The sequence below is a fragment of the Rhizobium sp. CC-YZS058 genome (genome assembly GCF_034720595.1).
In the GTDB taxonomy this organism is placed as follows: domain Bacteria; phylum Pseudomonadota; class Alphaproteobacteria; order Rhizobiales; family Rhizobiaceae; genus Ferranicluibacter.
In genome coordinates, this window is sequence record NZ_JAYESJ010000001.1 from 2,828,095 (window position 1) to 2,853,720 (window position 25,626).

General features: G+C 66.8%; 23 protein-coding genes. 10 read left to right on the plus strand and 13 right to left on the minus strand.

The annotated features are described in order from the left end of the window. Positions 1-24 precede the first annotated feature (24 nt). Entirely contained in the window at positions 25-915 is an 891-nt protein-coding gene (locus U8330_RS13610) for a LuxR family transcriptional regulator (RefSeq protein ID WP_323105802.1), read from the minus strand. Next, a complete protein-coding gene (locus tag U8330_RS13615) occupies positions 912-1,649 on the minus strand; it encodes an autoinducer binding domain-containing protein (protein WP_323105803.1) in 738 nt (245 codons plus the stop codon). Before U8330_RS13615 ends, U8330_RS13610 begins: the two co-directional genes overlap by 4 nt. A gap of 228 nt (positions 1,650-1,877) precedes the next feature. On the opposite strand from U8330_RS13615, the gene U8330_RS13620 reads away from it, so the two are divergent. Beyond that, on the plus strand, positions 1,878-2,828 hold the full coding sequence (locus tag U8330_RS13620) for a nucleoside hydrolase (protein ID WP_416236859.1): 951 nt from the start codon (positions 1,878-1,880) through the stop codon (positions 2,826-2,828). A 25-nt stretch (positions 2,829-2,853) separates the two neighbouring features. Here the strand turns inward: U8330_RS13620 and U8330_RS13625 are convergent, their stop codons facing one another. Further along, a complete protein-coding gene (locus U8330_RS13625) occupies positions 2,854-3,681 on the minus strand; it encodes an IclR family transcriptional regulator (protein ID WP_323105804.1) in 828 nt (275 codons plus the stop codon). A 155-nt stretch (positions 3,682-3,836) separates the two neighbouring features. Between U8330_RS13625 and U8330_RS13630 the strand changes: the two genes are divergently transcribed. The 6 genes from U8330_RS13630 to U8330_RS13655 all read left to right on the plus strand — a co-directional run bounded on the left by U8330_RS13630 (position 3,837) and on the right by U8330_RS13655 (position 9,902). Then, on the plus strand, positions 3,837-4,604 hold the full coding sequence (locus U8330_RS13630) for an SDR family oxidoreductase (RefSeq protein WP_323105805.1): 768 nt from the start codon (positions 3,837-3,839) through the stop codon (positions 4,602-4,604). Further along, complete coding sequence (locus U8330_RS13635) at positions 4,601-5,527, plus strand: 2-dehydro-3-deoxygalactonokinase (protein ID WP_323105806.1); 927 nt, start codon at positions 4,601-4,603, stop codon at positions 5,525-5,527. Before U8330_RS13630 ends, U8330_RS13635 begins: the two co-directional genes overlap by 4 nt. 46 nt (positions 5,528-5,573) lie before the next feature. Next, positions 5,574-6,215, plus strand: coding sequence for a 2-dehydro-3-deoxy-6-phosphogalactonate aldolase (locus tag U8330_RS13640; RefSeq protein WP_323105807.1), 642 nt, complete (start codon positions 5,574-5,576; stop codon positions 6,213-6,215). Beyond that, entirely contained in the window at positions 6,212-7,084 is an 873-nt protein-coding gene (locus U8330_RS13645; protein WP_323105808.1) for an SMP-30/gluconolactonase/LRE family protein, read from the plus strand. Before U8330_RS13640 ends, U8330_RS13645 begins: the two co-directional genes overlap by 4 nt. Before the next feature lie 98 nt (positions 7,085-7,182). Further along, positions 7,183-8,907 carry an IlvD/Edd family dehydratase gene (locus U8330_RS13650; protein ID WP_323105809.1) on the plus strand — a complete coding sequence of 575 codons (1,725 nt, stop codon included), beginning with the start codon at positions 7,183-7,185 and terminating at the stop codon, positions 8,905-8,907. 332 nt (positions 8,908-9,239) lie between these two features. Then, positions 9,240-9,902 (plus strand): PRC-barrel domain-containing protein, encoded by a 663-nt coding sequence (locus U8330_RS13655; protein ID WP_323105810.1) that lies wholly within the window; start codon positions 9,240-9,242, stop codon positions 9,900-9,902. 66 nt (positions 9,903-9,968) lie between these two features. Here the strand turns inward: U8330_RS13655 and U8330_RS13660 are convergent, their stop codons facing one another. Both U8330_RS13660 and U8330_RS13665 read right to left on the minus strand, forming a co-directional pair. Next, positions 9,969-11,333 carry a putative bifunctional diguanylate cyclase/phosphodiesterase gene (locus U8330_RS13660; protein ID WP_323105811.1) on the minus strand — a complete coding sequence of 455 codons (1,365 nt, stop codon included), beginning with the start codon at positions 11,331-11,333 and terminating at the stop codon, positions 9,969-9,971. Positions 11,334-11,493: 160 nt separating this feature from the next. Beyond that, a complete protein-coding gene (locus tag U8330_RS13665) occupies positions 11,494-13,269 on the minus strand; it encodes a response regulator (RefSeq protein WP_323105812.1) in 1,776 nt (591 codons plus the stop codon). Positions 13,270-13,564: 295 nt separating this feature from the next. Here U8330_RS13665 and mutL point away from each other — a divergent pair, with 295 nt between their 5' ends. Together mutL and U8330_RS13675 are read left to right on the plus strand one after the other, a co-directional pair. Continuing rightward, on the plus strand, positions 13,565-15,397 hold the full coding sequence (gene mutL / locus U8330_RS13670) for a DNA mismatch repair endonuclease MutL (RefSeq protein ID WP_323105813.1): 1,833 nt from the start codon (positions 13,565-13,567) through the stop codon (positions 15,395-15,397). A gap of 275 nt (positions 15,398-15,672) precedes the next feature. Then, complete coding sequence (locus U8330_RS13675; protein ID WP_323107297.1) at positions 15,673-15,897, plus strand: DUF2093 domain-containing protein; 225 nt, start codon at positions 15,673-15,675, stop codon at positions 15,895-15,897. A 73-nt stretch (positions 15,898-15,970) separates the two neighbouring features. Here U8330_RS13675 and lpxK read toward each other — a convergent pair whose 3' ends face one another. The 6 genes from lpxK to U8330_RS13705 form a co-directional block, all read right to left on the minus strand. Next, positions 15,971-17,032 carry a tetraacyldisaccharide 4'-kinase gene (lpxK, locus tag U8330_RS13680; RefSeq protein ID WP_323105814.1) on the minus strand — a complete coding sequence of 354 codons (1,062 nt, stop codon included), beginning with the start codon at positions 17,030-17,032 and terminating at the stop codon, positions 15,971-15,973. Between the two features lie 79 nt (positions 17,033-17,111). Next, positions 17,112-17,852 (minus strand): HAD family hydrolase, encoded by a 741-nt coding sequence (locus U8330_RS13685; protein WP_323105815.1) that lies wholly within the window; start codon positions 17,850-17,852, stop codon positions 17,112-17,114. After that, positions 17,842-19,173 carry a lipid IV(A) 3-deoxy-D-manno-octulosonic acid transferase gene (gene waaA / locus U8330_RS13690; RefSeq protein WP_323105816.1) on the minus strand — a complete coding sequence of 444 codons (1,332 nt, stop codon included), beginning with the start codon at positions 19,171-19,173 and terminating at the stop codon, positions 17,842-17,844. Before waaA ends, U8330_RS13685 begins: the two co-directional genes overlap by 11 nt. Before the next feature lie 70 nt (positions 19,174-19,243). Further along, positions 19,244-19,480: a DUF4170 domain-containing protein gene (locus U8330_RS13695; protein WP_323105817.1), complete on the minus strand. Its 237-nt coding sequence runs from the start codon at positions 19,478-19,480 to the stop codon at positions 19,244-19,246. A gap of 56 nt (positions 19,481-19,536) precedes the next feature. Continuing rightward, on the minus strand, positions 19,537-20,355 hold the full coding sequence (locus tag U8330_RS13700) for a 3'(2'),5'-bisphosphate nucleotidase CysQ (protein ID WP_416236921.1): 819 nt from the start codon (positions 20,353-20,355) through the stop codon (positions 19,537-19,539). Between the two features lie 97 nt (positions 20,356-20,452). Beyond that, positions 20,453-21,799 carry a TldD/PmbA family protein gene (locus tag U8330_RS13705; RefSeq protein ID WP_323105819.1) on the minus strand — a complete coding sequence of 449 codons (1,347 nt, stop codon included), beginning with the start codon at positions 21,797-21,799 and terminating at the stop codon, positions 20,453-20,455. A gap of 135 nt (positions 21,800-21,934) precedes the next feature. On the opposite strand from U8330_RS13705, the gene U8330_RS13710 reads away from it, so the two are divergent. Continuing rightward, complete coding sequence (locus U8330_RS13710; RefSeq protein WP_323105820.1) at positions 21,935-23,755, plus strand: monovalent cation:proton antiporter-2 (CPA2) family protein; 1,821 nt, start codon at positions 21,935-21,937, stop codon at positions 23,753-23,755. Between the two features lie 256 nt (positions 23,756-24,011). On the opposite strand, the gene U8330_RS13715 is transcribed toward U8330_RS13710, so the two are convergent. Together U8330_RS13715 and rsmD are read right to left on the minus strand one after the other, a co-directional pair. After that, positions 24,012-24,926, minus strand: coding sequence for a patatin-like phospholipase family protein (locus tag U8330_RS13715; protein ID WP_323105821.1), 915 nt, complete (start codon positions 24,924-24,926; stop codon positions 24,012-24,014). A gap of 133 nt (positions 24,927-25,059) precedes the next feature. Continuing rightward, the gene (rsmD, locus tag U8330_RS13720) at positions 25,060-25,620 is read right to left on the minus strand and encodes a 16S rRNA (guanine(966)-N(2))-methyltransferase RsmD (RefSeq protein WP_323105822.1); all 561 of its coding nucleotides are present in this window, start codon (positions 25,618-25,620) and stop codon (positions 25,060-25,062) included. Between the last annotated feature and the right edge of the window lie 6 nt (positions 25,621-25,626).

The window sequence follows — 25,626 nt, forward strand, 5'->3', positions numbered from 1 at the left end:
GCCAAAGGCTTCAGCCGCCAAGCCTCAGCTGATCAGCCCGCGCCGCAGCGCCTTCACCACGGCCTGCGTGCGATTCACCGCGTTCAGCTTCTTCGTCACGTGGTTGAGATAATGGTTCACCGTATGCTCGGACAGGCCGAGAATGCCGGCGATTTCGGCGCTGGTCTTGCCGGCTGCCGTCCAGTTCAGACACTGGATCTCGCGTTCGGACAGGGTGACCTCGCTCTCGCGCCAGAAGGCACCGATCTCGGTCAGGCGATTGTAGATATAGATCGCCACCATCTGCAGCTCCATCATCTCGGTCATGGAGATGTCGCGCTGCTGGCCCATCAGGATCATCGCCGCACGGGTGCCATCGGCATTGTGGACGGGGAAGTAGGCGACCTGATCCACCTGGTGGCGGCCGGATACCTCGACATGCTGGGCAGCCTCGGCGGGGCGCGTCGTTTCCCGGCTCCACTCTTCCCGCGTCAGGAAGAACGGCGTCGTGGTGGTGCGCAGGCGGCGGAAGCCGGCGCTGTGCTGAAGGAGATGGCTGTCGTCGAAATTGGCCAGCATCTCCTTCGGCAGGTTGGATACGATGGACGTGTCGGAGAGCTTGGCGACTTCGATCGGCGGAATGAGGCAGATCATGAAATGGCGGAAGCCATGGTCTTCCGTCATGCGCCGGAGATAGCGCACCACGTCGAACTGGGTCTGGAGCCCGGCAATGTCGGCGGCCAGATCGGCCTCGCCCAGGTCGAGCGCGTCTCTCGCCTCCGGCAGGTCCGGCGTGTCCGTGTCCGGCGTGTCCATCTCCTCCACCCTGCTCTGCACAGGCAAGGCCTGGCCGGTCTCCTGTGGATCGTCCAGACCCGTCGCCTGGCGGGTGTCACTTTCCTGCTCCGCCGTGCGGCCGTCCTGCGTGCTGGTCACCCGATCAACCCGGCCCGAATGGCCTTCGCGACCGTCTGGACGCGATTGACCGAGTCGAGCTTGCGCGTCGCGCGGTTGAGATAGTGATTCACGGTATATTCCGAAAGCTGGAGGATCTGCGCCATCTCCACCGTCGTCTTGCCGGCAGCGGCCCAGTGCAGACATTCGATCTCCCGGCGCGACAGGCTGGCTGCCGACCGCGGCGCCTTGTTGCGCACCTCGCTCAGGCGATCGAACAGCGTGACGGCCGCATAGGTGATCATGGCGAGTTCGCGCTGGTCGACGACCGGGCGATCGCCGGATAAGGCCACGGCCCCGCAGCGCCCGACATTGTCGTGCACCGGCACATAGACGCCGCGCGGCATGCTGCGCTGCTTGAACAGTGTTCCGACCAGGAGCGAGCGCGGGCTTCGGCGGCGACGCATCTCGGTCTCGACATCGAAGGTGAAAGGGAGCGTGCTTTTGTGCAGGTGCTCGACCACGGGGCTGTCGATCAGCATGCCGGCCGCATCGTAATCGGAGATGATCGCGTCCGGCCAGTTGCTCATGATGACATGTTCGGCAAAGCGCCTGGCCGACCGGGGCGGGACGCTCATGACGAGAAAGGCTTTGAACCCGAAGACCGAGCACACCCGCTGGAACGCCGCATGGATGCGCTGTTCGGTCCCCAGATCAGTCCCGATCACATCTTCGGCGAGCGGGCGGATCGCAGCCTCGTTCAGGCCGATACCCATCACAATCTCCCATTTTCATCAACGGTGGATCTGTCCGCATGGCGGAAGCAGGATGCTGGCGCTACGCTACAGGTATGACGAATGCGCGTCCAGAACAGTGACGTCATTAATCCTCACCTTTCGCAAGACCGGCTGCCGTCTCCGATCCGCTCGCAGAGTACACGCCCTTGCCGGTCCTTGCCCAGCCAAGGTAAGTTTCTGACTTTATCCTACATAAGGAACATAAATGTGAAGAGATCGATTATTATCGACACGGACCCTTCTCCCGACGACGCCGTCGCCTTTTTGATGGCGCTCGGATCCCCGGAGGAGATCGAGCTTTTGGCGATTACGACCGTCGGCGGAAACGTGCCGCTTCGCTACACGACGCGCAACGCGCTGATGGCGCTGGAGCTCGCCGGCCGGCAGCGGGATGTTCCGGTCTATGCAGGGGCAGAAGGGCCGCTGGTGCGAAGCCTGGCGACCGCGGAATATGTGCACGGCGCCACCGGCTTCGAAGGCTTTCCGCTCCCCGATCCCGTGACGCAAGCCGGGAGCGGGTTCGCCGCCGACCGGATCGTCGAGCTGGTCATGAGCCGTCCCGCAGGCACGGTCACGCTCTGCTGCCTCGCACCGCTGACGAACATTGCCCTGGCGCTGGCGCGCGAGCCGGAACTGGCTTCCCGGCTCGCGGGCATCGTGCTGATGGGCGGTGCCCGCTCGGAGGGCGGCAACATCACCCCGGCAGCCGAATACAACATCTATGTCGATCCGGAGGCGGCGAAACGGGTGTTCGACTGTGGGGCGCCGCTCGTGATGATTCCGCTCGATTGCACGCACAAGGCGCTGACCACCAGACGCCGCATGGAGCGGCTGCGCGCCGTCGGCCTGCCGCATATGGAGGCCTTCTATCACCTGCTTGTCTTCAACAAGCGTTTCGACGAGGAAAGCTGGAGCAAGGATGGCGGCCCGCTGCACGATCCGACAGTCACTGCCTATCTGTTGAAGCCGGAGCTTTTTGCCGGACGGCAGGTCAATGTGGAGATCAGCTGCGATGCGCTCACGCGTGGGATGACCGTGGTCGACTGGAACGCGGTCACGGATCGGCCGAAGAATGCGCTGGTGCTGACGGAGATCGATGCGGAGGGCTATTTCGACCTGGTGATCGAACGCCTGGCCGCAGCCGCACGCCCGCGCTGAAGCGCCGGATGCCTGCAGCGGGTGCTCAATCCCGTGCCGCGTGCGGATCCGGCGCGCGTGGCGCCATGCGGACCGCGACATCCTCGGCGATCGCCCGGGCGGTGTTGAGCACGAGAGGCGACCAGGCTTCGAGCTGCGCCATGCTGATCCGGTAAGCGGGCCCCGTCACCGACACGCCGCCGACGAGGCTTCGATCGGCATTGGCAAGCGGGGCAGCCACGCAGCGAATATCCGTCTCGTGCTCCTCCTCGTCGAAGGCGACGCCACGTGTGGACACCCGGTCGAGATCGGCAAGCAGCGAGGCGGCCGAGAGATGGGTGCGCGGCGTGAAGGCGCGATAGGAGATCTGCTCGGCAATACTGACCTGCCTGGCGCGTGGCAGGGCGGTCAGGGCCGCCTTGCCGAGCCCGGTGCAATAGACCGGCGAGGTCTTGCCCACCTGGCTTTCCATCCGCACCGTCTGGCGGCTTTCCACCTTGTCGATGTAGACGATCTCCGCACCGCGCAGCAGGCCGAGATGAACGGTCTCCAGCGTTTCCGCATGAAGCCGCGCCAGATGCGGCGCGGCCACTGTCCGCAGGTCATTGCGCGCCCAGGCCTTATGAGCGAAACTGAGCAGGCGCAGGCCAGGCTCGTAGGCAAGGTCGCTGCGCTGGGTGAGGAGACCTTCCTGAACGAGGTGAGAGAGCTGGCGGTGCAGCGTGCCGCGCGGCTGGCCGGTCATGGCGAGGATTTCGGTGAAGCGCAGCGGTTGATCGGCCATCACAACGGCGTCGAGCAGGCTTATCGCCTTCCCCAGGGTTCCGGTCGAACCCACTGCCTCCAGCGGCTGTGCCGGTCTCTCGTCGTCCATCGCCTGCCCCGCTCTGTGTTGCCGTTCGCTTCCGATCCACGCTTGACACTGGCGCGAACGACAGAGGATAATTCCAGATAATAAACACATGTTCCATTATTTGGAACCCCACCGCCGATCACTCAGGTTTCGGCAGACAGGATGACGCCGGTTCCATGCCCGCCCCCTCCGCTTCTTTCCCGGATCTGCAGGATCGTGGCGTGCTGATCACCGGCGGCGCGTCCGGCATCGGCGCGGCACTGGTCGAGGGCTTTGCGCGCCAGGGGGCCCGCGTCGCCTTCATCGACCGCGCCGTCGAGGCGGGGGAGGCGCTGGCGGCAGGGCTGGGGGGAACGCTGCGCCACGACCCGCTCTTCCTTGCCGGCGACCTGACCGACATTGCCACGATCGAGCGTCTGGTCGCCGAAGCGGCGGACCGGCTCGGCGGCCTCGGCGTGCTCGTCAACAATGCCGCGCGCGACGACCGCCATGTCTTCGGCCAGACGAGCCTTGCGGAGTGGGACGAGAGCCAGGCGATCAATCTCCGGCCGCTCTTCTTCACGAGCCAGGCGGCCGCCCCGCATCTGGTGCGAACGCGCGGCGCCATCGTCAATTTCTCCTCGATCGCCTTTCTGCTGAACATGGGCGAAATGCCGGCCTATGCGGCGGCGAAAGCCGGCATCATCGGCCTGACCAAGTCGCTCGCCGGCCGGCTCGGCCCGGACGGCGTGCGGGTCAACGCGATCCTTCCCGGCATGGTGCTGACCGAACGCCAGAAGGCGCTGTGGCTGACCGAGGACAAGATTGCGGCCATGCAGGCACGCCAGTGCCTGAAGGTGACGCTGCTTCCCGACGATCTTGTCGGCCCCTGCCTGTTTCTTGCCTCCGACAGCGCGGCGGGAATCACGGCCCAAACCCTGATCGTCGACGGAGGCGCCTTGTGACCCTTTCTTCCCCATCTCCTGCCTATGCCGCCGTCGACTGGGGCACCACGAGCTTCCGCCTCTGGCTGATCGCCGGCACGGGCGAGATCCTGGGCGAGCGACGCTCGCAGGAGGGCATGACGACCGCCGCCAAGAGCGGCTTCGCGCCGATCCTGAACGCACATCTCTCCGCGCTCGGCGCGGGTGCGGATCTTCCGGTGATGATCTGCGGCATGGCCGGCGCCCGGCAGGGCTGGGTCGAGGCCGGCTATCTCGATGTGCCCGCCGCGCTGGGGAATTGTATCGGCCAGGCCGTGCGCGTGCCGGGTGAAGGCCGCGATGTCCGCATACTTCCCGGTCTCGCCCAGCGCGATGCCGACCGGCCCGATGTGATGCGCGGCGAAGAGACACAGCTTCTGGGCGCGCTCGGCGACGCGCAGGGCAGCCACCTCGTCTGCATGCCGGGCACTCATTCCAAATGGGTGCGGGTCGAAGACGGCCGGGTCACCGGCTTCTCGACGTTCATGAGCGGCGAGCTCTTCGACGTTCTGTCGAAGCAGTCGATCCTCTCGCATGCCGTTGCCGATGCTGCCCCCTTCGACGGCACCCATGAGGCCTTCCGCACCGCTATTGCCGAGGCGGCGGCGCATCCGGCACTTGCCACCAACCTGTTCTTCACCGTGCGCTCCGGCCAGCTGCTGCATGGCTATGACGCAACGCGCTCCAAGGCGCGGCTCTCCGGCCTGACGATCGGCCTGGAGATCGCCGGGGCGCTGGCCAGCACCGCGCCCGGCACCAAGGTGAGCCTCGTGGCTTCCGGACCGCTCGCCGCGCTCTACGGCGCCGCCCTGCAGGCCGCCGGGCTCAGCCCGACCCTGATCGACGCCGATCTCGCCGTTCGCGACGGCCTGGCTCTGGCCGCCCGCACGGTCTGGCCCGCCTGACCCTTCCATGATCATGCCGCCTTAAGCGGCCCCAAGGACAAAAGACATGACCCGCATCCCCTTCCCCACCATGAAATATCCGCTGATCGCCATCCTGCGCGGCCTGAAGCCGGAAGAAACGGAGGCGGCGATCGCCGCGCTCGTCGAGGCGGGCCTGCGCGCGATCGAGATTCCGCTCAACTCCCCCGATCCGTTCCGCTCGATCGAGATCGCGGTCAAATGCGCGCCGGCCGACGCGCTGATCGGCGCCGGCACGGTGCTGACGAAGGAGCAGGTGGAGCGACTGGAGGGCGCCGGCGGCCGTCTGTTCGTCAGCCCGAACGTCGATACCGCCGTGATCGCCCATGCGGCGCAAAAGGGCATGGTGACCATGCCCGGCGTCTTTACACCGACCGAGGCGCTTGCCGCTGCGGCCGCCGGCGCGACGGGGCTCAAATTCTTCCCCGCCAGCGTGCTTGGGCCCTCCGGCATTTCCGCCATTCGCGCCGTGCTGCCGACCGATCTCGAAATCGCCGCCGTGGGCGGCGTCTCGGAGACGAGCTTCGCGGATTATGCCAAGATCGGCATCAAGAGCTATGGCCTCGGCTCCAGCCTCTACAAGCCCGGCATGAGCGCAGCCGAAATCGGTGCCCGCGCCCAAGCCACCGTGAAGGCCTATGATGCAGTCTATTATGGAGCGTCCGCATGACATCGTCCGCCATCGTCCTCGACCAGGCAACGTCCGAACTCGGCGAGGGGCCGCTCTTCGATCCTTCGACCGGCACCGCCTGGTGGTTCAACATCAAGGGCCGCGAACTGCATGCGCTGCATCTGGCAAGCGGCGCGAAGAGCGTGCAGCCCCTGAACCTGATGGCAAGCGTGATCGCGCTGGTTGACGCCGACCAGCAGTTGATCGCCTCCGACCAGGGCCTGTTCCTTCGCGATGCGGAAACGGGTGCGCTGTCCGAATATGCCAAGCTCGAGGACAAGCCCGGCAACCGCACCAATGACGGCCGCGTCCATCAGAGCGGTGCGCTCTGGATCAGCACCATGGGCCGCAATGCCGAACAGGGCGCCGGCGCGATCTATCATGTGGCGCGCGGCGTCGTGACCCTTCTGTTCTCCGATATCACCATCCCGAACGGCATCTGCTTCTCGCCCGACGGCACGATCGGCTACTGGAGCGATACGGGGATCAACCGTGTCATGCGCGTGCCGCTCGACCCCGCCACCGGACTGCCGAACGGCGAGGCCACCGTCTTTGCCGAAGAGCCGGAAAGCGAAGGCGGCTTCGATGGTGCGGTCTGTGATGCGGAAGGGCAGATGTGGACCGCCCGCTGGGGCGCATCGGCGGTCGATGTCTATTCGGCGGAGGGAAAGCGCCTCGCGCGCCACGCCATGCCGGTGTCCCAGCCCTCCTGCCCCGCCTTCATCGGCGAGACGGCCGACCGGCTGCTCATCACCAGCGCCTGGCAAGGTCTGCACGAGACCGGACGGGGATCGGACCCGCAGGCCGGCATGACCTTCGAGCTGAAGGTTCCGGTCAAGGGTCGCTTCGAGCCCGCCTACAAGCTCTGACGGACCGCGCAATTTCCGTTCGGCGCGATTTACAGGGCGACCGCCAAAAAGTATGACAATTGCAGATCGTGCGCGGTGCGCCGACTGAGGAGACATCGATGAGCGAGAAGAAAAAAGAACTGAGAAGCCGCCACTGGTATGGCGGCACGGACAAGGACGGCTTCATCCACCGGTCCTGGATGAAGAACCAGGGATTTCCCGACCATGTCTTCGACGGCCGGCCGATCATCGGCATCTGCAACACCTGGTCCGAGCTGACCCCCTGCAACAGCCACCTGCGTGTGCTCGCCGAAGGCGTGAAGCGCGGCGTCTGGGAAGCCGGCGGCTTTCCGGTCGAGTTCCCGGTCTCCTCGCTCGGCGAAACGCAGATGCGCCCGACGGCCATGCTGTTCCGCAACCTGCTGGCCATGGATGTGGAAGAGGCGATCCGCGCCTATGGCATCGACGGCGTCGTGCTGCTCGGCGGCTGCGACAAGACGACCCCCGGCCAGCTGATGGGCGCGGCGTCGGTCGACCTGCCGACGATCGTCGTCTCCTCCGGCCCGATGCTGAACGGCAAGTGGCGCGGCAAGGATATCGGTTCGGGCACCGACGTCTGGAAATTCTCCGAGGATGTGCGCGGCGGCAAGATGAGCCTGTCGGAGTTCATGGCGGCCGAAAGCGGCATGTCGCGCTCGCCGGGCGTCTGCATGACCATGGGCACGGCCACCACCATGGCCTCCGTGGTCGAGGCCATGGGCCTCTCGCTGCCGATGAACGCCGCCCTGCCGGCCGTCGATGCGCGGCGCATGGCGCTCAGCCACATGACCGGCAAGCGCATCGTCGAGATGGTGCATGAAGACCTGCGCCTGTCGCAGATCCTGACCAAGAAGAACTTCGAGAACGGCATCATCGCCAATGCCGCCGTCGGCGGCTCCACCAATGCTGTCGTCCATCTCCTGGCCATCGCCGGGCGCGCCGGGGTCGATCTGACGCTCGACGATTTCGACCGCGTCGGCAGCCAGGTGCCCTGCATCGTCAACTGTATGCCGTCCGGCAAATATCTGATCGAGGATCTTGCCTATGCCGGCGGCCTGCCGGCGGTCATGAACCGCATCCAGGATCTCCTCCACGCCGACGCGCCGACCGTTTATGGCGGCCCGATCTCGGACTATTACAAGGATGCGGAGGTCTTCAACGACGACGTCATCCGCCCGCTCGACAATCCGCTGCGCAAGGCCGGCGGCATCCGCATTCTCAAGGGCAACCTGTCTCCCAACGGCGCGGTCATCAAGCCCTCGGCCGCCAGCGAGCATCTGCTCGTGCATGAAGGCCCGGCCTTCGTGTTCGAATCGATCGAGGACCTGAAGGAAAAGATCGACGATCCGGACCTGCCGGTCACCGAGGATTCGATCCTGGTTCTCAAGGGTTGCGGGCCGAAGGGCTATCCTGGCATGGCGGAGGTCGGCAACATGCCGATCCCGCGCCGGCTGGTGGAAAAGGGCGTGCGCGACATGGTGCGTATCTCGGATGCCCGCATGTCCGGCACCGCCTTCGGCACGGTGGTCCTGCATGTGAGCCCGGAAGCCAATGCCGGCGGCCCGCTCGCCATCGTCCGCACGGGCGACCGCATCCGCTTGGACACGCTGAAGGGAGAGCTGAACCTCCTGATCGACGAGGCCGACTATGCCGCCCGCATGGCCGCCTGGAAGCCGCCGGAGCAGCGCTGGACGCGCGGCTACTACAAGCTCTACCAGGACACCGTCCTCCAGGCCGACAAGGGCGCCGACCTCGACTTCCTCGTGGGCGCCAGCGGCAGCGAAGTGCTGCGCGAAAGCCATTGAACCATCTGCCGGAGCATCATTGCTCCAACAGATGTCTATGCGCGTAGAAGGCGGGTCCCGGCAGTCGATAGTGACCGGGACTCGCGCCGAATGCTCTGCGAAAGCCTGAAGACGCGTACGGCTTTCTGACGTGGCAATCACGCTTGCGTGACCACTCTCCCAGATTGCGCTCCGCAACGCCTAGTCGCCGGTCAATTGGCAAGTTCCGCTCGTTTCACACGATTTTTTTTCGGAACCACATTCGCGCACCCCTCGTTGTCAGGGCATCACCGGTGCGGCGTGTTGGACCCCGCGCCCTGATCCGAGAGACAAGAGAAAAGGTAGAAACAGCCATGACCAACAAGCTCATCACCTCAGTTGCCGCTGGTGCCCTGTTTGCGAGCGTTGCCGCTTTCGCACCGATCGCCTCCGCTCAGGATGCCGCACAGCCGGCCCAGCCGAACGCCATGCAGAATTCCACGACCGCGCCGGCAGCCGAGCCGATGGCACCGGCCGGTGGCGCAATGAATGCCGCTCCCGCAGGTGACCAGGCTGCCCAGGCCGCTCCGGCCGGTAGCGACTATCTGACCGAGCAGGGCCCGGAACAGATTTCGGCCAACACCTATATCGGCCAGTCGGTCTACACCGGCAATGACGAGAGCATCGGCGAGATCAACGACGTGATCTTCACCAAGGACGGCTCGGTCGAAGCGGCCGTCATCGGCGTCGGCGGCTTCCTCGGCATCGGCGAAAAGAACGTGGCCGTGCCGCTCGACAAGATCACCGTCGCCGAAGTTCCGAACTCCGACGACATGAAGCTGACGACCCAGGAAACGGCGGACTCGCTGAAGGCGGCTCCGGAGTTCAAGACCAAGTCGGCCCAGATGGCCGAGCAGAACGCAACGACGCCGGTTGATGGTTCGACCACCTCGTCGACCGCCCCGGCCGGCACCATGGCTCCGGCTGATGGCGCCGCTCCGGCTGGCAGTGCGGCTCCGGCCACCACCAACAACTAAAATCTGCGGTTACGCAGGATGGAGACGGCAGCGCTCGGGCGCTGCCGTTTTCGTTTGAGCAGGGGGTCAGCCCGCCTGGCTCTGGCTCTGGTCGAGAGAGCCGAAGCGCTTTTCGAGATAGCGCATCGTGGCCTGAAGGTCGGCCGGCTTGCCGTAGAAATAGCCCTGCCCCATGCCACAGCCGAGCCCCTTGAGCTTCAGGGCTTCGGCGAAGTCCTCGATCCCTTCCGCGACCACCTCGAGGTTCAGGCCATCGCACATGGTGACGATCGCCTTGATGATGTGTTCGGAGGCGCGGTCCGTGGCGATGCGGGACACGAAGGAGCGGTCGATCTTCAGCTTGTCGAAGGTGAAATCGCGCAGGCGTCCGAGACTGGACTGGCCGGTGCCGAAATCATCGAGAGAGATGCGCATGCCGGCCGCCCGCAGCTCCGCCACGATCTTCTGCGCCATGTCGGCATCGGTCATGACGGCGGTTTCGGTGATCTCCAGCTCCAGCCGGCGCGGATCGAGACCGACCCGGTTGACGATGGCAAGCACGTCGCGGCTGGTGGAGGGGTCCATCAGCTGGGCGGACGACAGATTGAAGGACAGGAACAGTTCCTTCGGCCAGAGAAGCGCCGCCTCCGCGGCCTTGCGCAGCAGCGTTTCCGTCAGCGAATGGATGAAGCCGCGCTCCTCCGCCAGCGGCACGAAGACGGCCGGCGAGACATAGCCGAGATCGGCATCGCACCAGCGCGCAAGCGCCTCGAAGCCCACGGGCATGTCGGTCGCCAGATCGACGATCGGCTGGAAATGCACGTCGACCGCGCCATTGATGATCGCATTGCGCAGCGCCTGCTCGAGCTGCGTCGCACGCTTCATCTCCGCGGCGATCTCGTGCGAGAAGACGGTGATCTGCCCGCGGCCGCGGCGCTTGGAGCGATAGAGCGCCGTATCGGCGCTCTTCAGGAGCTCCTCATAATCGGCGCCGGCGAAGGGATAGATGGCAAATCCGAAGGAGGCGGACAGCCGCACCGTCCGCTGGCCGAGATCGAACGGGGCCGAAAGCACCTCGCGCAGCATCTGGCCGATCTTTTCCGCCGCCTTCCGCTCGAAGACCAGCGGCAGGACGAAGGCAAATTCGTCGCCGCCCACCCGGATCACGGTCGCCCCGTCCGGCACGCAGGCAAGCAGGCGGTTGGCCACCTGGCAGAGGATCTCGTCACCCGCACCGGGGCCGAAGAGATCGTTGAGCGGCTTGAACCCGTCGAGATTGGCGAGGCCGATGGTGAAGGGTGCGGGATCAGCAGCCCGCTCGGCGGCGATCTCGCGCACGCGGTCGCGCATCTTGTTGGCGTTGCCGAGCCCGGTCAGCGGGTCGGTGAAGGCCATGACATGCAGGTCGTTGCGACTGAGATAGTCTGCCGAACCGTCGTCTGGTCGAGTCATCGCTCATGTTCCGCGTGCTTCTGCCGCTACCGGCGCGGACGACCTTTTCGCGTTTGGCTTAACGAAGAATGAGGATCGCCTCCCCAGATCTCGTCCGGCGGCTGAAAGATCGACAATTTCACAAGCATACGCCCTGCGAGTGCAGCTGGCGAATCACTTTCTATTGCCACGCGCGTGCGGACTCCGCGCCGCAGAAGCGGCTCCAGACAGCCTCGATCATGTCCGGGCTGATCGGCTTGACGATATGGTCGTCCATGCCGGCCTCTCTCGCTCCCTCGATATCCTTGTCGAGTGCCTGGGTGGTGACGGCGATGATCGGCGTACGGGTGCCGGCCTCTTCCCGCTCCCGGATCGCGCGGCTGGCGTCGAAACCGTTCATCACCGGCATGGAGACATCCATCAGCACAAGCCGGGGGCGCATCTGCTGCCAGAGCTGCACGGCTTCCTCGCCATTGGCCGCGACGCGATAGGTCAGTCCCAGGCCTTCGAGAATCTGCGAGAAGACGAACTGGTTGATGTCGTTGTCCTCGGCAACGAGCACATCGATCTCCGAGCGGTCGATCGGCGGCATGGGCAGGGTCATCAGGTCCCATTCGAGAACGGTCGGGGCGGGCGGCGCAAGCTCCGCCTCCCCTGGCGAGGGCGCGAGGTCATGGTGCACCGGCTCGTTCAGGGCCGGCAGGCTCGGCTCCGCGGCGGGGTCGAGCAGCGCGTGGATCGCGGTGTCGACGGCGCTCTGCGACCAGGCACGGTCGAGAAGCAGCGTGGGGATGCCGCTCTCGCGCGCCACCCGCGGGTCGAGCGGCGGATCGACGAGGATCGCATCCAGACCGAGGCCGGCCTCGCGCGCGGCGGAGAGGAAGGCCGAAAGCTCGGCAAGGCTTCGGACGGCGCAGGCATCCGCCCCCTGCCCGCGCAGCAGCGAAACCAGCTCCGCCTCGCGCGCCGGATCGCCGGTCACCACCAGCATGTTGCGTGTCTGGCGCGGCGCCGTCGCGGCCATCAGCGGCCGGGTTTCGGCAATGGTCTGCACGTCGACGGAGCGGAAAGCGTCGAAGCAGTTCTGGGCAGGCTCGAAAAGGTTGAAATCGCGCACGTCGAACGCGGCGGCGAGCTCCGGTGCGAGCGGGCCCACGCCCACCACGACATCGGTGACATCGGTCATGTAGGTCACGAGAATCGCGCGGCTGCCCTCGCCGATCCGGAACTTGTGGGTGATCGACCAGAAATCGTCGCCATCGGCGGCCACGATCTGTTCGGGCTGGGTGTAGGTCTTGCCGGTTTCCAGCACCATGCGGTCGGAGGCCTCGACCTTTTCGGCAAGCGCCGGCTCGAAGACATCCCAGACCGAGCGGCCGAGAATGCTTTCAGGCGTGACGCCATGGATGGCGCAGAAGGCCTTGTTGGCGGCGATATAGCTGAGGCTGCGATCCTTGACGAAAACGGGATTGGGCAGGTTGTCCAGAATGCTCTCGGTCACCTCGACACGTTCGAGATCGAGATGGAGCTGCTCCTCCTTCTTCTTCTGCTCGGACACATCGGTCAGCGTGACCATGCAGATGCCGTTGGCGAGCCGGCGCTTGCGCACGCTGATCCAGCGCTGGCGGCTCAGGCGCTCCACGGTCTCGTAGCGCTCGCGCCAGTGCAGCGAAACGCGGTCGGCGATCCACTCGTCCCGGTTCACGCGGCGGCGGCTCTTCTCGCCGCCAGTGCTCGCCCGCACGCCGAGATCGAAGACCGCGCCCAAAAAGTCGCGCAGGCGCGTGCCGCGCTGCATCATCGCTGCCGGAACGGCATAGAAATTCGGCACGTTACGGCTGGCAAACAGCAGTTCGTCGTTGCGATCATAGGCAAGCACAGCCACGTCGAGCGACTCCGCCATCGCTTCGAGCATGGAGAACTGGATGGTTGCGTCGCCAGGCGCCGCATCGGTCATGTCATCGTCCTCGTCAGGGCGGAGAGGCAGTGTGGCGGTGACATGCTGACGCCGGGCCCTGACCGGGGCGGCGCTGGACGCGCGGGAAACGGCCGGTCAGCGGCGCACCGTCTCCACGTGGTAAGGAATCGCTCACGGATTACCCCGCCACGCCCGGACAGTGACAGTCTTACCTTAAGCCAAGATTAAGCGGAGATGCTAATTCTCGTGCCGCGATCCGCGCGAAAAACCGGTAAAACCGGGGGAGGAGCGAAACCGCACTTTCCTCGCGCGGCGGAATGAGGGAAAAGAGGGCATGCCCATTTCCCAGCTTTCCGAAACGCTCATCAACCAGATCGCCGCCGGCGAGGTGATCGAGCGCCCGGCAAGCGCCGCCAAGGAGCTCATCGAAAATGCGCTCGATGCCGGCGCCACCCGCATCGACATCGCCACGGCCGGCGGCGGCAAGGCGCTGCTGCGCGTCGTCGACAATGGCTGCGGCATGGGGGCCGAGGACCTGGCGCTCGCCATCCGCCGGCACTGCACCTCCAAGCTCGAAAAAGGCCTGCTCGACATCCGCACCCTCGGGTTTCGCGGCGAGGCATTGCCCTCCATCGGCTCCGTGGCGCGGCTGACGATCGCCAGCCGCGCGGCCGGCAGTTCGGAAGGCGCGGAGATTGCGGTGCATGGCGGCGTGCTGTCGCCCGTCCGGCCGGCGCCCGCCAATATCGGCACGGTGGTGGAGGTCCGCGATCTCTTCTTCGCAACGCCCGCGCGGCTGAAATTTTTGAAAAGCGAGCGCGCCGAGGCGGCTGCGATTTCCGAGGTGGTGCGGCGCATGGCGATCGCCTTCCCGCAGGTGCGCTTCGTCCTGTCGGGGGCCGACCGCGCGACGCTCGAATTTCCCTCGACCGGCGATGATCGGCTGGCCCGCATCGCCCAGGTCATCGGCCGCGATTTCCGCGACAACGCCATTCCGATCGAAGCCGAGCGCGAAGAGGTGCGGCTGACCGGCTTTGCCGGCGTGCCGACCTTCAACCGCGGCAACTCGCTCCACCAGTTCGTCTTCGTGAATGGCCGGCCGGTGCAGGACAAGCTGATCCTCTCGGCGCTGCGCGGCGCCTATGCCGAAACCATTCCGCAGGGGCGCTACCCGGTCGTGGTGCTGTCGATCGCGATCGATCCCGCGCTGGTCGATGTCAATGTCCACCCGGCGAAATCCGACGTGCGCTTCCGCGATCCCGGCCTGGTGCGCGGCCTGATCGTCGGGTCGATCCGCCAGGTGCTGGCACTGCATGGCGACCGCGCCTCCACGCTCGGCGCACGCGGCCTGATGCAGGCCTTCCGGCCGGAGGGGGCCGCGCCCGGCTGGCCCTTCCGCCGCGATCCGCCACCCTCTGCCCCCTGGTCGGCAGAGACCTCCCCTTCCCGCCCCCTGTCATTCGAGCCGAACGAACCGGCGCGTGCTGCGCCCGGTTTCGGCTTTGCCGAAGGGCTGCAGAGCGTCTTTGCCACCGCGCCGTCCGCCAGCGCCGCGCCGCTGCCGCCGGCCAGTCCGGCCGAGATCCAGCATCCGCTCGGCGCCGCCCGCGCCCAATTGCATGAGAACTACATCGTCGCGCAGACGCAGGACGGGCTGGTGATCGTCGATCAGCACGCGGCGCATGAGCGGCTGGTCTTCGAAGCGCTGCGCAAGGGGCTCGCCAGCCGCCCGGTTCCGGCCCAGGCGCTGCTCATTCCGGAGATCGTCGATCTGCCGGAGGAGGATTGCGACCGGCTGATCGCCCGGGCGGAGGAGTTCTCCCGCCTCGGCCTGACGATCGAGCGTTTCGGCCCCGGTGCCATCGCCGTTCGCGACACGCCGGCCATGCTGGGCGAGATCGACGCGGCGGCGCTGATCCGCCAGCTGGCCGACGAACTCGCCGAATGGGACAGTGCCAGCGGCCTCGCCAGCCGGCTCGACCATCTGGCCGCCACCATGGCCTGCCACGGCTCGGTGCGGTCCGGGCGGCGGCTGAAGCCGGAGGAGATGAACGCGCTGCTGCGCCAGATGGAATCCACCCCCGGCTCCGGCCAGTGCAATCACGGCCGGCCGACCTATATCGAAATCAAGCTGGCCGACATCGAACGCCTGTTCGGCCGAAGCTGACGCACGCCCGGCAGACTGCGGCAGCGTCTTGGCGATCGGAAGGGGGAACGGATCGACCGACCAATCGCCCGGTCCGCCGGCGGAACGGTCCCCCCGGCTCACCCTGCCAGCGGACGGGACGGGCCTGCTACCGTCAGCCCGCCTTGATGCGGGCGCACCAAGCAGGCAGCGAACCGTCACTCTTGTGGATTTGACGGATGCCGGATGCGGCGCTACTGCCTCTCGAACGAAAAGGCGGACGCTTCGTGCGGACGAAGACAATGCGGGGACGACGGATCATGAACCGGTTTGAAGGCAGCGGCAACAGGCCGGCAAAGATTCGCTATCTCGACGGCGACTTCCAGATCGTCATGCCGGGCACCCATGTCACCTGCGCCATCACCGGCGTCGCCATCCCCGTGGACGAACTGCGCTACTGGAGCGTCGCTCGCCAGGAAGCCTATGCCGACGCCCAGGCCTCCCTCGACGCCGAACGCCAGGCCGGCACGGCGGCGGGGTGAAGCGAAAGACGCCTTGATGCTGCACCCTGATCGATCGCGGCTCTGCTGATGCAGTGGTAGCGCTTGAGTGAGGTTAGGGGGTGGGGTCGAGGGTTTCGATCGTGGAATGGGTCAGGCGGCGCTGGCGGGCGTTGGCGAGGGTGGCGTCGAGGATGGCGTCCGGGGCTGCGGGGTCGTCGAAGCGGATTTCCACGGCGATGACCTGGGCGCGGCCTTTGAGTTCGCCGCTCCGGCCGTGGCCGGCTTCCAGCCGTACCCAGTCCTTGGCGGTGGTGACCAGGGTCAGGCCTTCGCGCTCGGCGATCTCCAGGAGTTCGGCGATCTCGTCTTCGGCGAGATGATGATGATCGGGGAAGCGGCGTTCGTGAACGAGGGTCGCGCCGGTTTCCCGAACGGTGCGGAAGAATTTTTCCGGATCGGCAATGCCGGCGAAGGCGAGGACGGGCGTGCCCTTCAGGCTTGCATCGTCGCCGGAGCGGTGCAGGCCGGCGGCGAAGAACCGGCGGCCGGCGCGCGCGGCGGCGCGCACCACAGGATCGGCGGCCGAATCCGTGCCGATCTGCAGAAGCGCCGAGGTCTGGCGGAGCTGGATCGGCAGCGGCGCACGCACCGGACCGGCCGGCACCACGCGGCCATTGCCGATGCCGCGGCGGGAATCGATGACCAGCAGCGCATAGTCGAAGACCAGCCGGGCGCTCTGGAAGCCGTCATCCATGATGATGAGGTCGGCGCCCTCGGCCACCAGCCTCTGCGCGCCCTCGATCCGCCGCCGCGAGATGACGGTCAGGGCCTCGCGGGCGAGCAGCAGCGGCTCGTCGCCGACATCGCGGGCTCGGTGATGGTCGGGGTCGACGCGGGTGGTGCGGTCCAGCGAGCCGCCATAGCCGCGGCTGAGGAAACCCGGCGTCAGGCCGCGACGCTTCGCCGCCCGGGCGAGCGCCAGCGCTGTCGGCGTCTTGCCGGCGCCGCCGACGGTGAAATTGCCGATGCAGAGCACGGGAACGGGCGCGGCCCAGCGGCGGGCCTTTTCCATCCGCGCACCGGCCACCCGGCCATAGATCCAGGAAACGGGGGCGAGTGCGGCGGCGGTGAAGCCCGGCTTTTCCCACCAGAAGGGCGGTGCTTCGGAGACCATCAGCCGTGCCCCTTCCCGCGCGCGGCCTCTTGACCCGGCGCTTGCCCCTTCGCGCGTCTCGCCCGCTTCTGATGCATGGTCAGGCCCCGGCCGCGGGGCGGGCGGCGAGAAGGGCCGGCAGTTCGGTGATGTCGTTCAGGCAATGGTCGGCATCGGCGAGCGACTGGCGCGAGCCGGTGCCTGTCAGGACGGCCACCGTCAGCCCCGCTCCGGCGCTGATGCCCATGTGCAGATCGTGATTGTTGTCGCCCACCACCACCACCTGGTGCGGCGCAAGGCCGGTGGCGGCGCAGAAGCCCAGAACCATGCCGGGACCAGGCTTGGTGCCATGGCCGCTGTCATAGCCCGCCACATAATCCAGGCACTCGGCAAAGCCGAAGCGCCTGGCCGTTTCGCGGATCGAGGTCTCGTTGTCGCTCGAGGCAACCCCCAGCCGGTAGCCCTCGGCCTTCAGTCCGGCGAAGAAGGGTGCCAGCTCGGCCACGGGAACCGCATAGGCGGCAGACCGGGAAAAGAGGTCGTCGAACAGCGCCCGCAGCTCCTCGAACGGATAGGGTGCGCCGGCCTCCACCATGCCTTGCGCGATCTCGACCGTGTTGCCGGCCGCAAGCAGGCTGTCGGCCACCACATGGCCGGTGGCGGGGTCCATGCCGCAGGCGGAGAGCAGCCGGTCGGCCAGCGCCGCGTCGCCGCGTGCCGCGATCCGCGCCAGCTCGTAATTGACCGGCACCCAGCTCTTCGCATAGTCGAGCAGCGTGCCGTCCTTGTCGAACAGGATGCCGGCGATCGCCGGGCTGCCGGCCGCCGTCTCAGCGGGCATCGCTTCTCTCCCCCTCGTCGCGCGGCAGAAGGCGGGCCTTCACCGTCAGCGGATTGATGTAGGGCTCCAGCCCGCGCATCGTGGCGGCCAGTGCGCCGCGCATCTCCTGCATGGTTTCCTGCCCTGCATCGATCATCGTGCGGCGCACCTCGTCATTGGCCAGCAGATAGTGGACGCCCTTGGCGAGCATTTCCACATCGCGCACGATCTTGGCGCTGCCGTTCTTGGCGAGGCGCTGGTAGCTCTCGCGGAAATTCTGCACATTGCCGCCGGACAGGATGGCGCAGCCGAGCATGGCCGGCTCCAGCGGGTTCTGCCCGCCCTCCCCGAACAGCGACCGGCCGACGAAGGCGACCTCGGTCAGGCGAAGGTAAAGTCCCATTTCGCCGATCGTATCGCCGAGAAAGACATCGGTATCGGGCGTCAACGGATCGCGGCGGGTGCGGCGTGCGACGGTCAGCCCGCGGGCGTTCAGCATGCTCTCGATCGCGTCGCAGCGATCGGGATGGCGGGGAACGATGATGGTCAGCAGGCCGGTGCGTTCCTTCAGCGCCGCATGAACCGTGGCCGCCGCCGCCTCTTCGCCGTCGAAGGTGGAGATCGCCGCCCAGCTCTTGCGCTTGCCGAGCTGCTGGCGATAGGTCCGCAGCGTCTCGGCATCGGCCGGCGGCGCATCCGTATCCACCTTCAGATTGCCGGAGACCATCACCGGCAGCGCCCCCAGCGCACTGAAGCGCTCGGCATCGGCATCCGACTGGGCGATCACCAGCGCCAGGTTTTCAAACAGCGCGTCCGCCAGGCTGGCGCGCTTGCGCCAGCGCTTGAAGGAGCGGTCCGACATGCGGCCATTGACGAGGATCTGTGGAATGTGTCGGCGGCCGAGCTCCATGATCGTCATCGGCCATATCTCGGATTCGGCGATGATCGCCAGATCCGGCTCCCAGTAGTCGAGGAAGCGCGCCACGGCAGGCTTGATGTCGAGGGGCACATATTGGTGGATCGCCGCCGATCCCAGCCGCTCGGTGGCGATGCGGGCGGATGTCGTGGTGCCCGTGGTCAGCACCACGGCGATGCCGCGCTTGTGAATCTCGCGGATCAGCGGAATGACGGAAGCCGTTTCGCCGACGCTGGCGGCATGGAACCAGACGAGCGGGCCCTGCGGACGCGGTGCACTCGGATGTCCGTAGCGCTCCTGCCGGCGGGCGCGGTCTTCCTTGCCCTTGGCCGCGCGCGTGGCGAGGTAGGACCAGATGAAGGGCGTCAGCGCCGTGCCCATGACGCGATAGGTGGTCAGGACCGCCCGGGCGAAGAACCGGCTCATGCCGCACCCTCACGACGGCCGAAAACGACCGCAGCGGCCGGCATAGGGACCGTCCGCTCCGCCAATCGCATCAGAGGGCGCCCGGGTCGAGCAGGCGGTGCATATGGACGATGAAATAGCGCATATGCGCATTGTCCACCGTCAGCTGCGCCTTGGATTTCCAGGCGGCAAGCGCGCTCTGGTAATCGGGATAGATGCCGACGATGTCGAGCTTGTCGAGATCGCGGAACTGGACTTCGGTGAGCGTGGTCAGCTCGCCGCCGAAGACCAGGTGGAGGAGTTGTTTCTTCTCGCTTTGGGGAGCCATCGTGTGATCGTCCTGATGGGTGTGAGGAGAGGATGTGAGCCATCCCGGATGAAAGGTCAATGGGGTCCGCTGCCGCCGGCCGCGGCGACGAGGGGGTCGAGCACGGACAGCCGTGCCGCACAAAGCAGGTCGTGGGTGACCTGCTTGCCGTTATAGGCGAGCGGCTGCCCATCGAGACCGGCGAGCCGTCCGCCGGCTTCGTCGAGGATCAGATCGGCCGCGGCAAGATCCCAGTCGTGGGAATTGCGCTCCACCACCGTTCCGTCGATCCGCCCGTCCGCGATCATCGCCAGCCGATAGGCGAGCGAGGGAACATGGGCGATCCGGGTCATGCCCGCCCGAAAGGCGGCCGGAAGGCGCGCCACGCGCTGCTCCGACAGGGCGATCTGCAGCTTGTCGCCATCGCCGGCCTGGCTGGTGCGGATCGGCAGGCCGTTGCGCCGCGCCCCCTGGCCCTGCGCCGCCTGGTAAAGCTCGATCAGCGCCGGCGCGTAGAGAACGCCCGCCACCGGCCGGCCTTCATGCACGACCGCGACGCTGACGCACCAGACATCCTTGCCGGCGATGAAGGCGCGCGTTCCGTCGATGGGATCGACGACGAAGACGGTCTCGCAGCCGAGCCGCGCCTCGTCGTCATCGGTCTCTTCCGACAGCCAGCCATAATTGGGGCGGGCGGCAAGCAGCCGTTCCTTCAGCACGTCGTTGGCGGCGTAATCGGCCTCGCTTACCGGCGAGCGGTCTTCGTTCTTGTAGCGGAAATCGGGATTCTTGCGGAAGAACCCGAGGGCCTTTTCCCCGGCCGCCATGGCGGCGGTGGTGATGAGCTCGAGATCGCGAAGCCATTGCGTGTCTGGAAGGGCGGAAGCCGTCATCATCATCCTTTGCGCTCCCGGCCGTCGCCTGGAGCTCGGCGGGTTTCCCGCCACTGCCTGTCATCAATCCTCCCGCGGGCTTCTGACCGCGCGACTGCGGCTATTTTCCGGCGAGCGTCATGCCTTCGATCGCCAGCGTCGGCGCCGCAGTGCCGAAACTGCGGTCGATATCGTCGGCAAGCGTGACCGCCATGAACATCTGCTTGAGATTGGAGGCGATCGTTACCTCGGAAACGGGGTAGGTGATCTCGCCATTCTCGATCCAGAAGCCCGACGCGCCGCGCGAATATTCGCCCGTCAGCATGTTCAGCCCATGACCGATCAGTTCGGTCACGTAGAAGCCGGTGCCGACACCCTTGATCAGCTCGTCCCTCGACATCTCGCCCGGTTCGAGCGCGAAGTTGGTCGAACTCGGGTTCACCGACGGCCCGCCGCGCACGCCGCGGCCATTGGTTTCGAGCCCCAGCTCGCGGGCGGTAGACGTGGAAAGCAGCCAGTGGCGCAGCACCCCGTCCTCCACCACGGTCAGCGGCTCGCCGGCAATGCCCTCGCCATCGAAGGGGCGGGAAGACGGGCCGCGGCGGATCTGCGGCGTATCGGTGACGCGGATGCCGGCCTTCATCACCGGCTTGTCCATGCTGTCCTTCAGGAAGGTCGTCTTGCGGGCAACCGCCGCGCCGTTGATGGCGCTGGCAATGTGGCTGGCAAAGCCGCGGGCCACCCGCGGATCGAAGACCACCGTGACGTTCTTCTGCGTATCCACCTGGCGGGGATTGATGCGGCCGGCCGCTCGCTCGCCGGCCAGGCGCCCGATTTCGGCCGAGGCGCGCAGATCGGCGAAGAACAGGGTGCTGTCGTAGTCGTAATCGCGCTCCATGCGCGTGCCTTCGCCGGCGATCGCGCTGACGGAGCGGCCGAAGCGCGTGCCCATATAGGCGCCGGAAAAGCCGTGCGAGGTGACGAGGACGAGCCCGCCCATGCCGGCGGACGCGCCGGCACCGCTGGAATTGGTGACGCCCGGCACGGCAAGCGCCGCCGCCTCGGCCTCGAGTGCGGCCTCGCTCAGCGCCTCCGTCGGCACTTCGGTCGGGTCGAACAGGTCCAGATCGGCAATGGTGCGGGCCAGCCGCGCCTCGTCGGCGAGCGCGGCATAGGGATCTTCGGGCGAGGCCTTGGCCATGGCGACGGCGCGCTCGGCAAGCATCCTCAGATCGAAGCCCGGATTGGCCGATACGCTCGCCACCCGCCGGCCGACGAAGACCCGCAGCGAGAAATCGTCGCTTTCGGAGGATTCCGTGCCCTCCACCTTGCCGAGACGCACGCTGACGGAGCGGGACCGGCCGCGCACGACCACGGCATCGGCCTGGTCGGCGCCTGCCTTGCGGGCCAGATCCACAAGTTCGGCGGCCCGCGTTTCGAGCGCGGCGGAATTGATCGGTTCGGACATGGATGTGGCCTTTCTTTCGCGCCCCATTTATTGTGCACTGACCTCAGCATCAAGGCCATAGCGCGATTCTCGCCGCTCTTGGACACAATCCATGCATCGCGCCGACCGGCGCCTCGAACCGAAAGGGAACGCTCGATGTCGACCACGTCGGCCATGACCGGCCAGGCCCTGTTGCTGCTCGGCGGCGCAGTGGTGGCTGCCCCGATCTTCAAGAAACTCGGCCTCGGCACCGTGCTCGGCTATCTCGCCGCCGGCGTCGTCATCGGTCCGCTTCTGCACCAGATCACGGAAGGGGAGGAGATCCTCGGCTTCGCCGAACTCGGCGTCGTCTTCCTGCTCTTCGTCATCGGGCTCGAGCTCAAGATGTCGCGGCTCTGGCAGATGCGGCGCGACATTTTCGGTCTCGGCACCGCCCAGGTCCTGGCCACCGGCGCCGTGCTGTCCGGCATCATCTATGCGCTCGGCCTGCTCGACTGGGCGGGCAGCCTGATCACCGGCTTCGGCCTGTCGCTCTCCTCCACCGCCTTCGCGCTGCAGATCCTCGACGAGAAAGGGGACACCAACACCCATTACGGCCAGCGCTCCTTCTCCGTCCTGCTGCTGCAGGACCTGGCGATCGTGCCGCTGCTGGCGCTGATCCCGCTTCTGGCCCAACAGGCGCCAGAGGACACCACGCCGCCGATCGAGGACTTCGCCATTGCCGTCGGCGCGGTGCTGATCCTCGTCGTCGTCGGCCGCTACATCATCAATCCGGTGTTCCAGATCCTGGCGCGCACCGGGGCGCGGGAGATCATGATCGCCGCCGCGCTGCTGATCGTGCTCGGCGCGGCCACGCTGATGCAGATGGCGCAGCTCTCCATGGCCATGGGCGCCTTCCTGGCTGGCGTGCTGCTCGCCGAATCCTCCTACCGCCACGAGCTGGAAGCCGATATCGAGCCCTTCCGCGGCCTGCTGCTGGCGCTGTTCTTCATGGCGGTCGGCCTGTCGCTGAAGCTCGACGTGATCCTAGCCAATTGGATGCTGGTGCTCGTCGCCGTGCCTCTGCTCGTCGTCATCAAGGCGCTGGTGATCTATGCGCTCTGCCGCCTCACCGGCTCGCCGCACAATGATGCGGTGCGCATCGCGCTGCTTCTGCCGCAGGGCGGCGAGTTCGGCTTCGTTCTGTTCAGCGCCGCTGCCGCCGCCGGCGTCTTCTCCTCCGACATCGCCTCGCTGCTGGTCGTCGTCGTCACGCTCTCCATGGCCATGACCCCCGCCGCCGCCGCGCTGGCGGGAAGGCTGATGGAGGCGGAAGCGGAGGAGGAGGAAGAAATCGAGGAGGATTTCGAGGGAGCCGGCGCCGACGTGCTGATGATCGGCTTCTCGCGCCTCGGCCAGATCGCCTCGCAGATCCTGCTGGCCGGCGGGCGAAATGTGACGGTGATCGACCACTCCGCCACCCGCGTCCGCCAGGCCGCCACCTTCGGCTTCCGCATCTATTTCGGTGACGGCACCCGGCTGGACGTCTTGCGCGCGGCCGGCATCGAGCGGGCGAAGATCGTGGCGATCTGCACCCACAATATCGAGATCACCGACCGGATCGTCGACCTCGTGCAGGCCAACTATCCCGATGTGCGCCTGTTCGTCCGCTCGTACGACCGGCGGCACACGCTGTCGCTGCGGGCGCGCGGCGTCGATTACGAGCTGCGCGAAACACTGGAATCCGGCTTCCTCTTCGGCCAGAAGACGCTGGAGGAGCTCGGCGTCGGCAGTGCGCAGACGGCAGCGATCGTGGAAGACATCCGCCGCCGCGACGAGGCACGCCTTGCCGCCCAGGCCGTCGACGGCTTCACCGGCGGCCACGACCAGCTGCACTCCAAGCCGGTCAAGCCGGAGCCGCTGATCAAGCCCAAGCGCGAAACCGCCACCACCGTCGGCCCCGACGAGGAAATCGCCGCCGGCGTTGCGGCGAGCTAGAACATGTCCAGCCGAAGCGGCATCGCTTCGGCGTTGGAGAATGCGGAGACGGCAAAAGCGAAGAGTATGTCCGGTGATCTTGGGGTGACCGTACACGCTCTAGGTGGACGGTTCGGGCGCCCTGGCCTGCACCGGAAGCCTCCCTGGGGTGGCAGGGTGGATTCCTTATTATGGTGAGTGATAAAACCCCCTCTGGCCGGCAGGCCTGAGGGGGTTTGCGGGCGAGCGGTTTCGTGCAGACCACACCATGGCTCCGCTACTGCTCCAGCCGTGCAGCCAGCGCGCGCTTGACCTCATCCTTGGTGCCGACTGTTGCGGCAAAGATCTCGTCGGCGCGGAGGAAATCGAGCACGCGGAACCGGTTGATGGCGGGGCGGATCAGGAGGTCCGGCGGCGATGCCTTCATCTTCATCGAAATGATGGTCTGCATCATCAGCTGGCTGGCGCCGAACATGGCATCGAGGCGGCCCGGCGCACCCGTTGCCTGCCCGCGCCTCGAATTGGCGCCCGGCCCTTCCGGTCCTCCGACGACATCGACACCGAGAACGATCTCCGCCTTCCCGGCCAGACAATCGAACGGAACGGGATTGAGCAGCCCACCATCGACCATGGCCCGCCCTTCCACCATCACCGGCTGAAAAAGCCCGGGAATGGCCGCGGAGGCAGCGATGGCCTTGCGCAGATCTCCCGTCATCAGGTGCGCCTCGCACTGGCCGTAATAATCGGTCGCGACGATGGTCAGCGGGGTTCGCAGGCCGGCGAAATCGAGCGGGATGCTGTCCGGCAGGAATCCTTGGAGAATGCGTTCGAGATGATAGGGGCCGAAGCCGAAGCCGCCGCTGGCGATCTCCGCCCAGCGGGTGGGCCGCGCCTTCCACAGCCGGCCCATCAGCTGGTCCCGCCGCGCTACGCTGGAAAGCACCAGCGCCCGGATCTCCTTTCCGGTGAGACCTGCGGCATAGGCGGCGCCGAGGATCGCGCCAATCGAGGCCCCCGCGATCGCCACCGGACGGAGGCCAAGCTCGTCCAGCGCTTCGAGAACCTGGATATGGGCAAGCCCCCGCGCCCCGCCGCAGCCGAGCGCAAGCGCAAGGCTCGCCGACCCCTGATCGGCGGAAGGCCGGCCGGCGGGCGCCGGATCTGTGGCGTGCGGCGTGGCGGAGGGAGCCATGTGCGCAGCCAGAAAGGCAGTCGTCTCGGGGGATGAGACTGAAGAGACGGAGGTTGGAGAGAGAGGGGCTGGGGAACTGCGCCCGAGGTCCTGCTCGTCTGTAATGCGCCGCCTCCTTCTTGGCCGGTCCGGCTCAGGCCGGCTCGAAACGGTAGAAATGCATGCGGGTGTCGCCGAACTGGCGATCATCGAGGCTGCGATAGCCGGGCCCGGGCGCCGGCACGACATCGGCCCGTTCTTCAAGCACCACGAGCGCGCCCGCCACCAGCCAGCCGCCGCGCGCCGCTGCGGCAAGCGCGCGGTCGCCGAGCCCCTGCCCATAGGGCGGATCGGCGAACAGCAGTTGGAAGGGTTCCACCGTGCCGATGCCGCCGAGGTCGGTGGCATCGCGGCGGTAGATGCGCGCCCGCCCGGTGAGGCCGAGCGCCTCGATATTCGTGCGCAGCAGGCCCCGCCCCTCGGCGCTCATTTCCACGAACAGCCCCTGTCGGCACCCGCGCGACAGAGCCTCGAGCCCGACCGCGCCGGTACCGGCAAAGAGATCGAGCACCCGCGTGTCATCCAGACTGTCGGGATAGCTGTGGCTCAGGATGTTGAACAGGCTTTCGCGCGTCCGGTCCGTGGTCGGCCTGATATCGGCCGAGCCCGGCGCCGAAAGGCTGCGGCCCCGCAGGCTTCCGCCGACGATCCGCATCGCCGC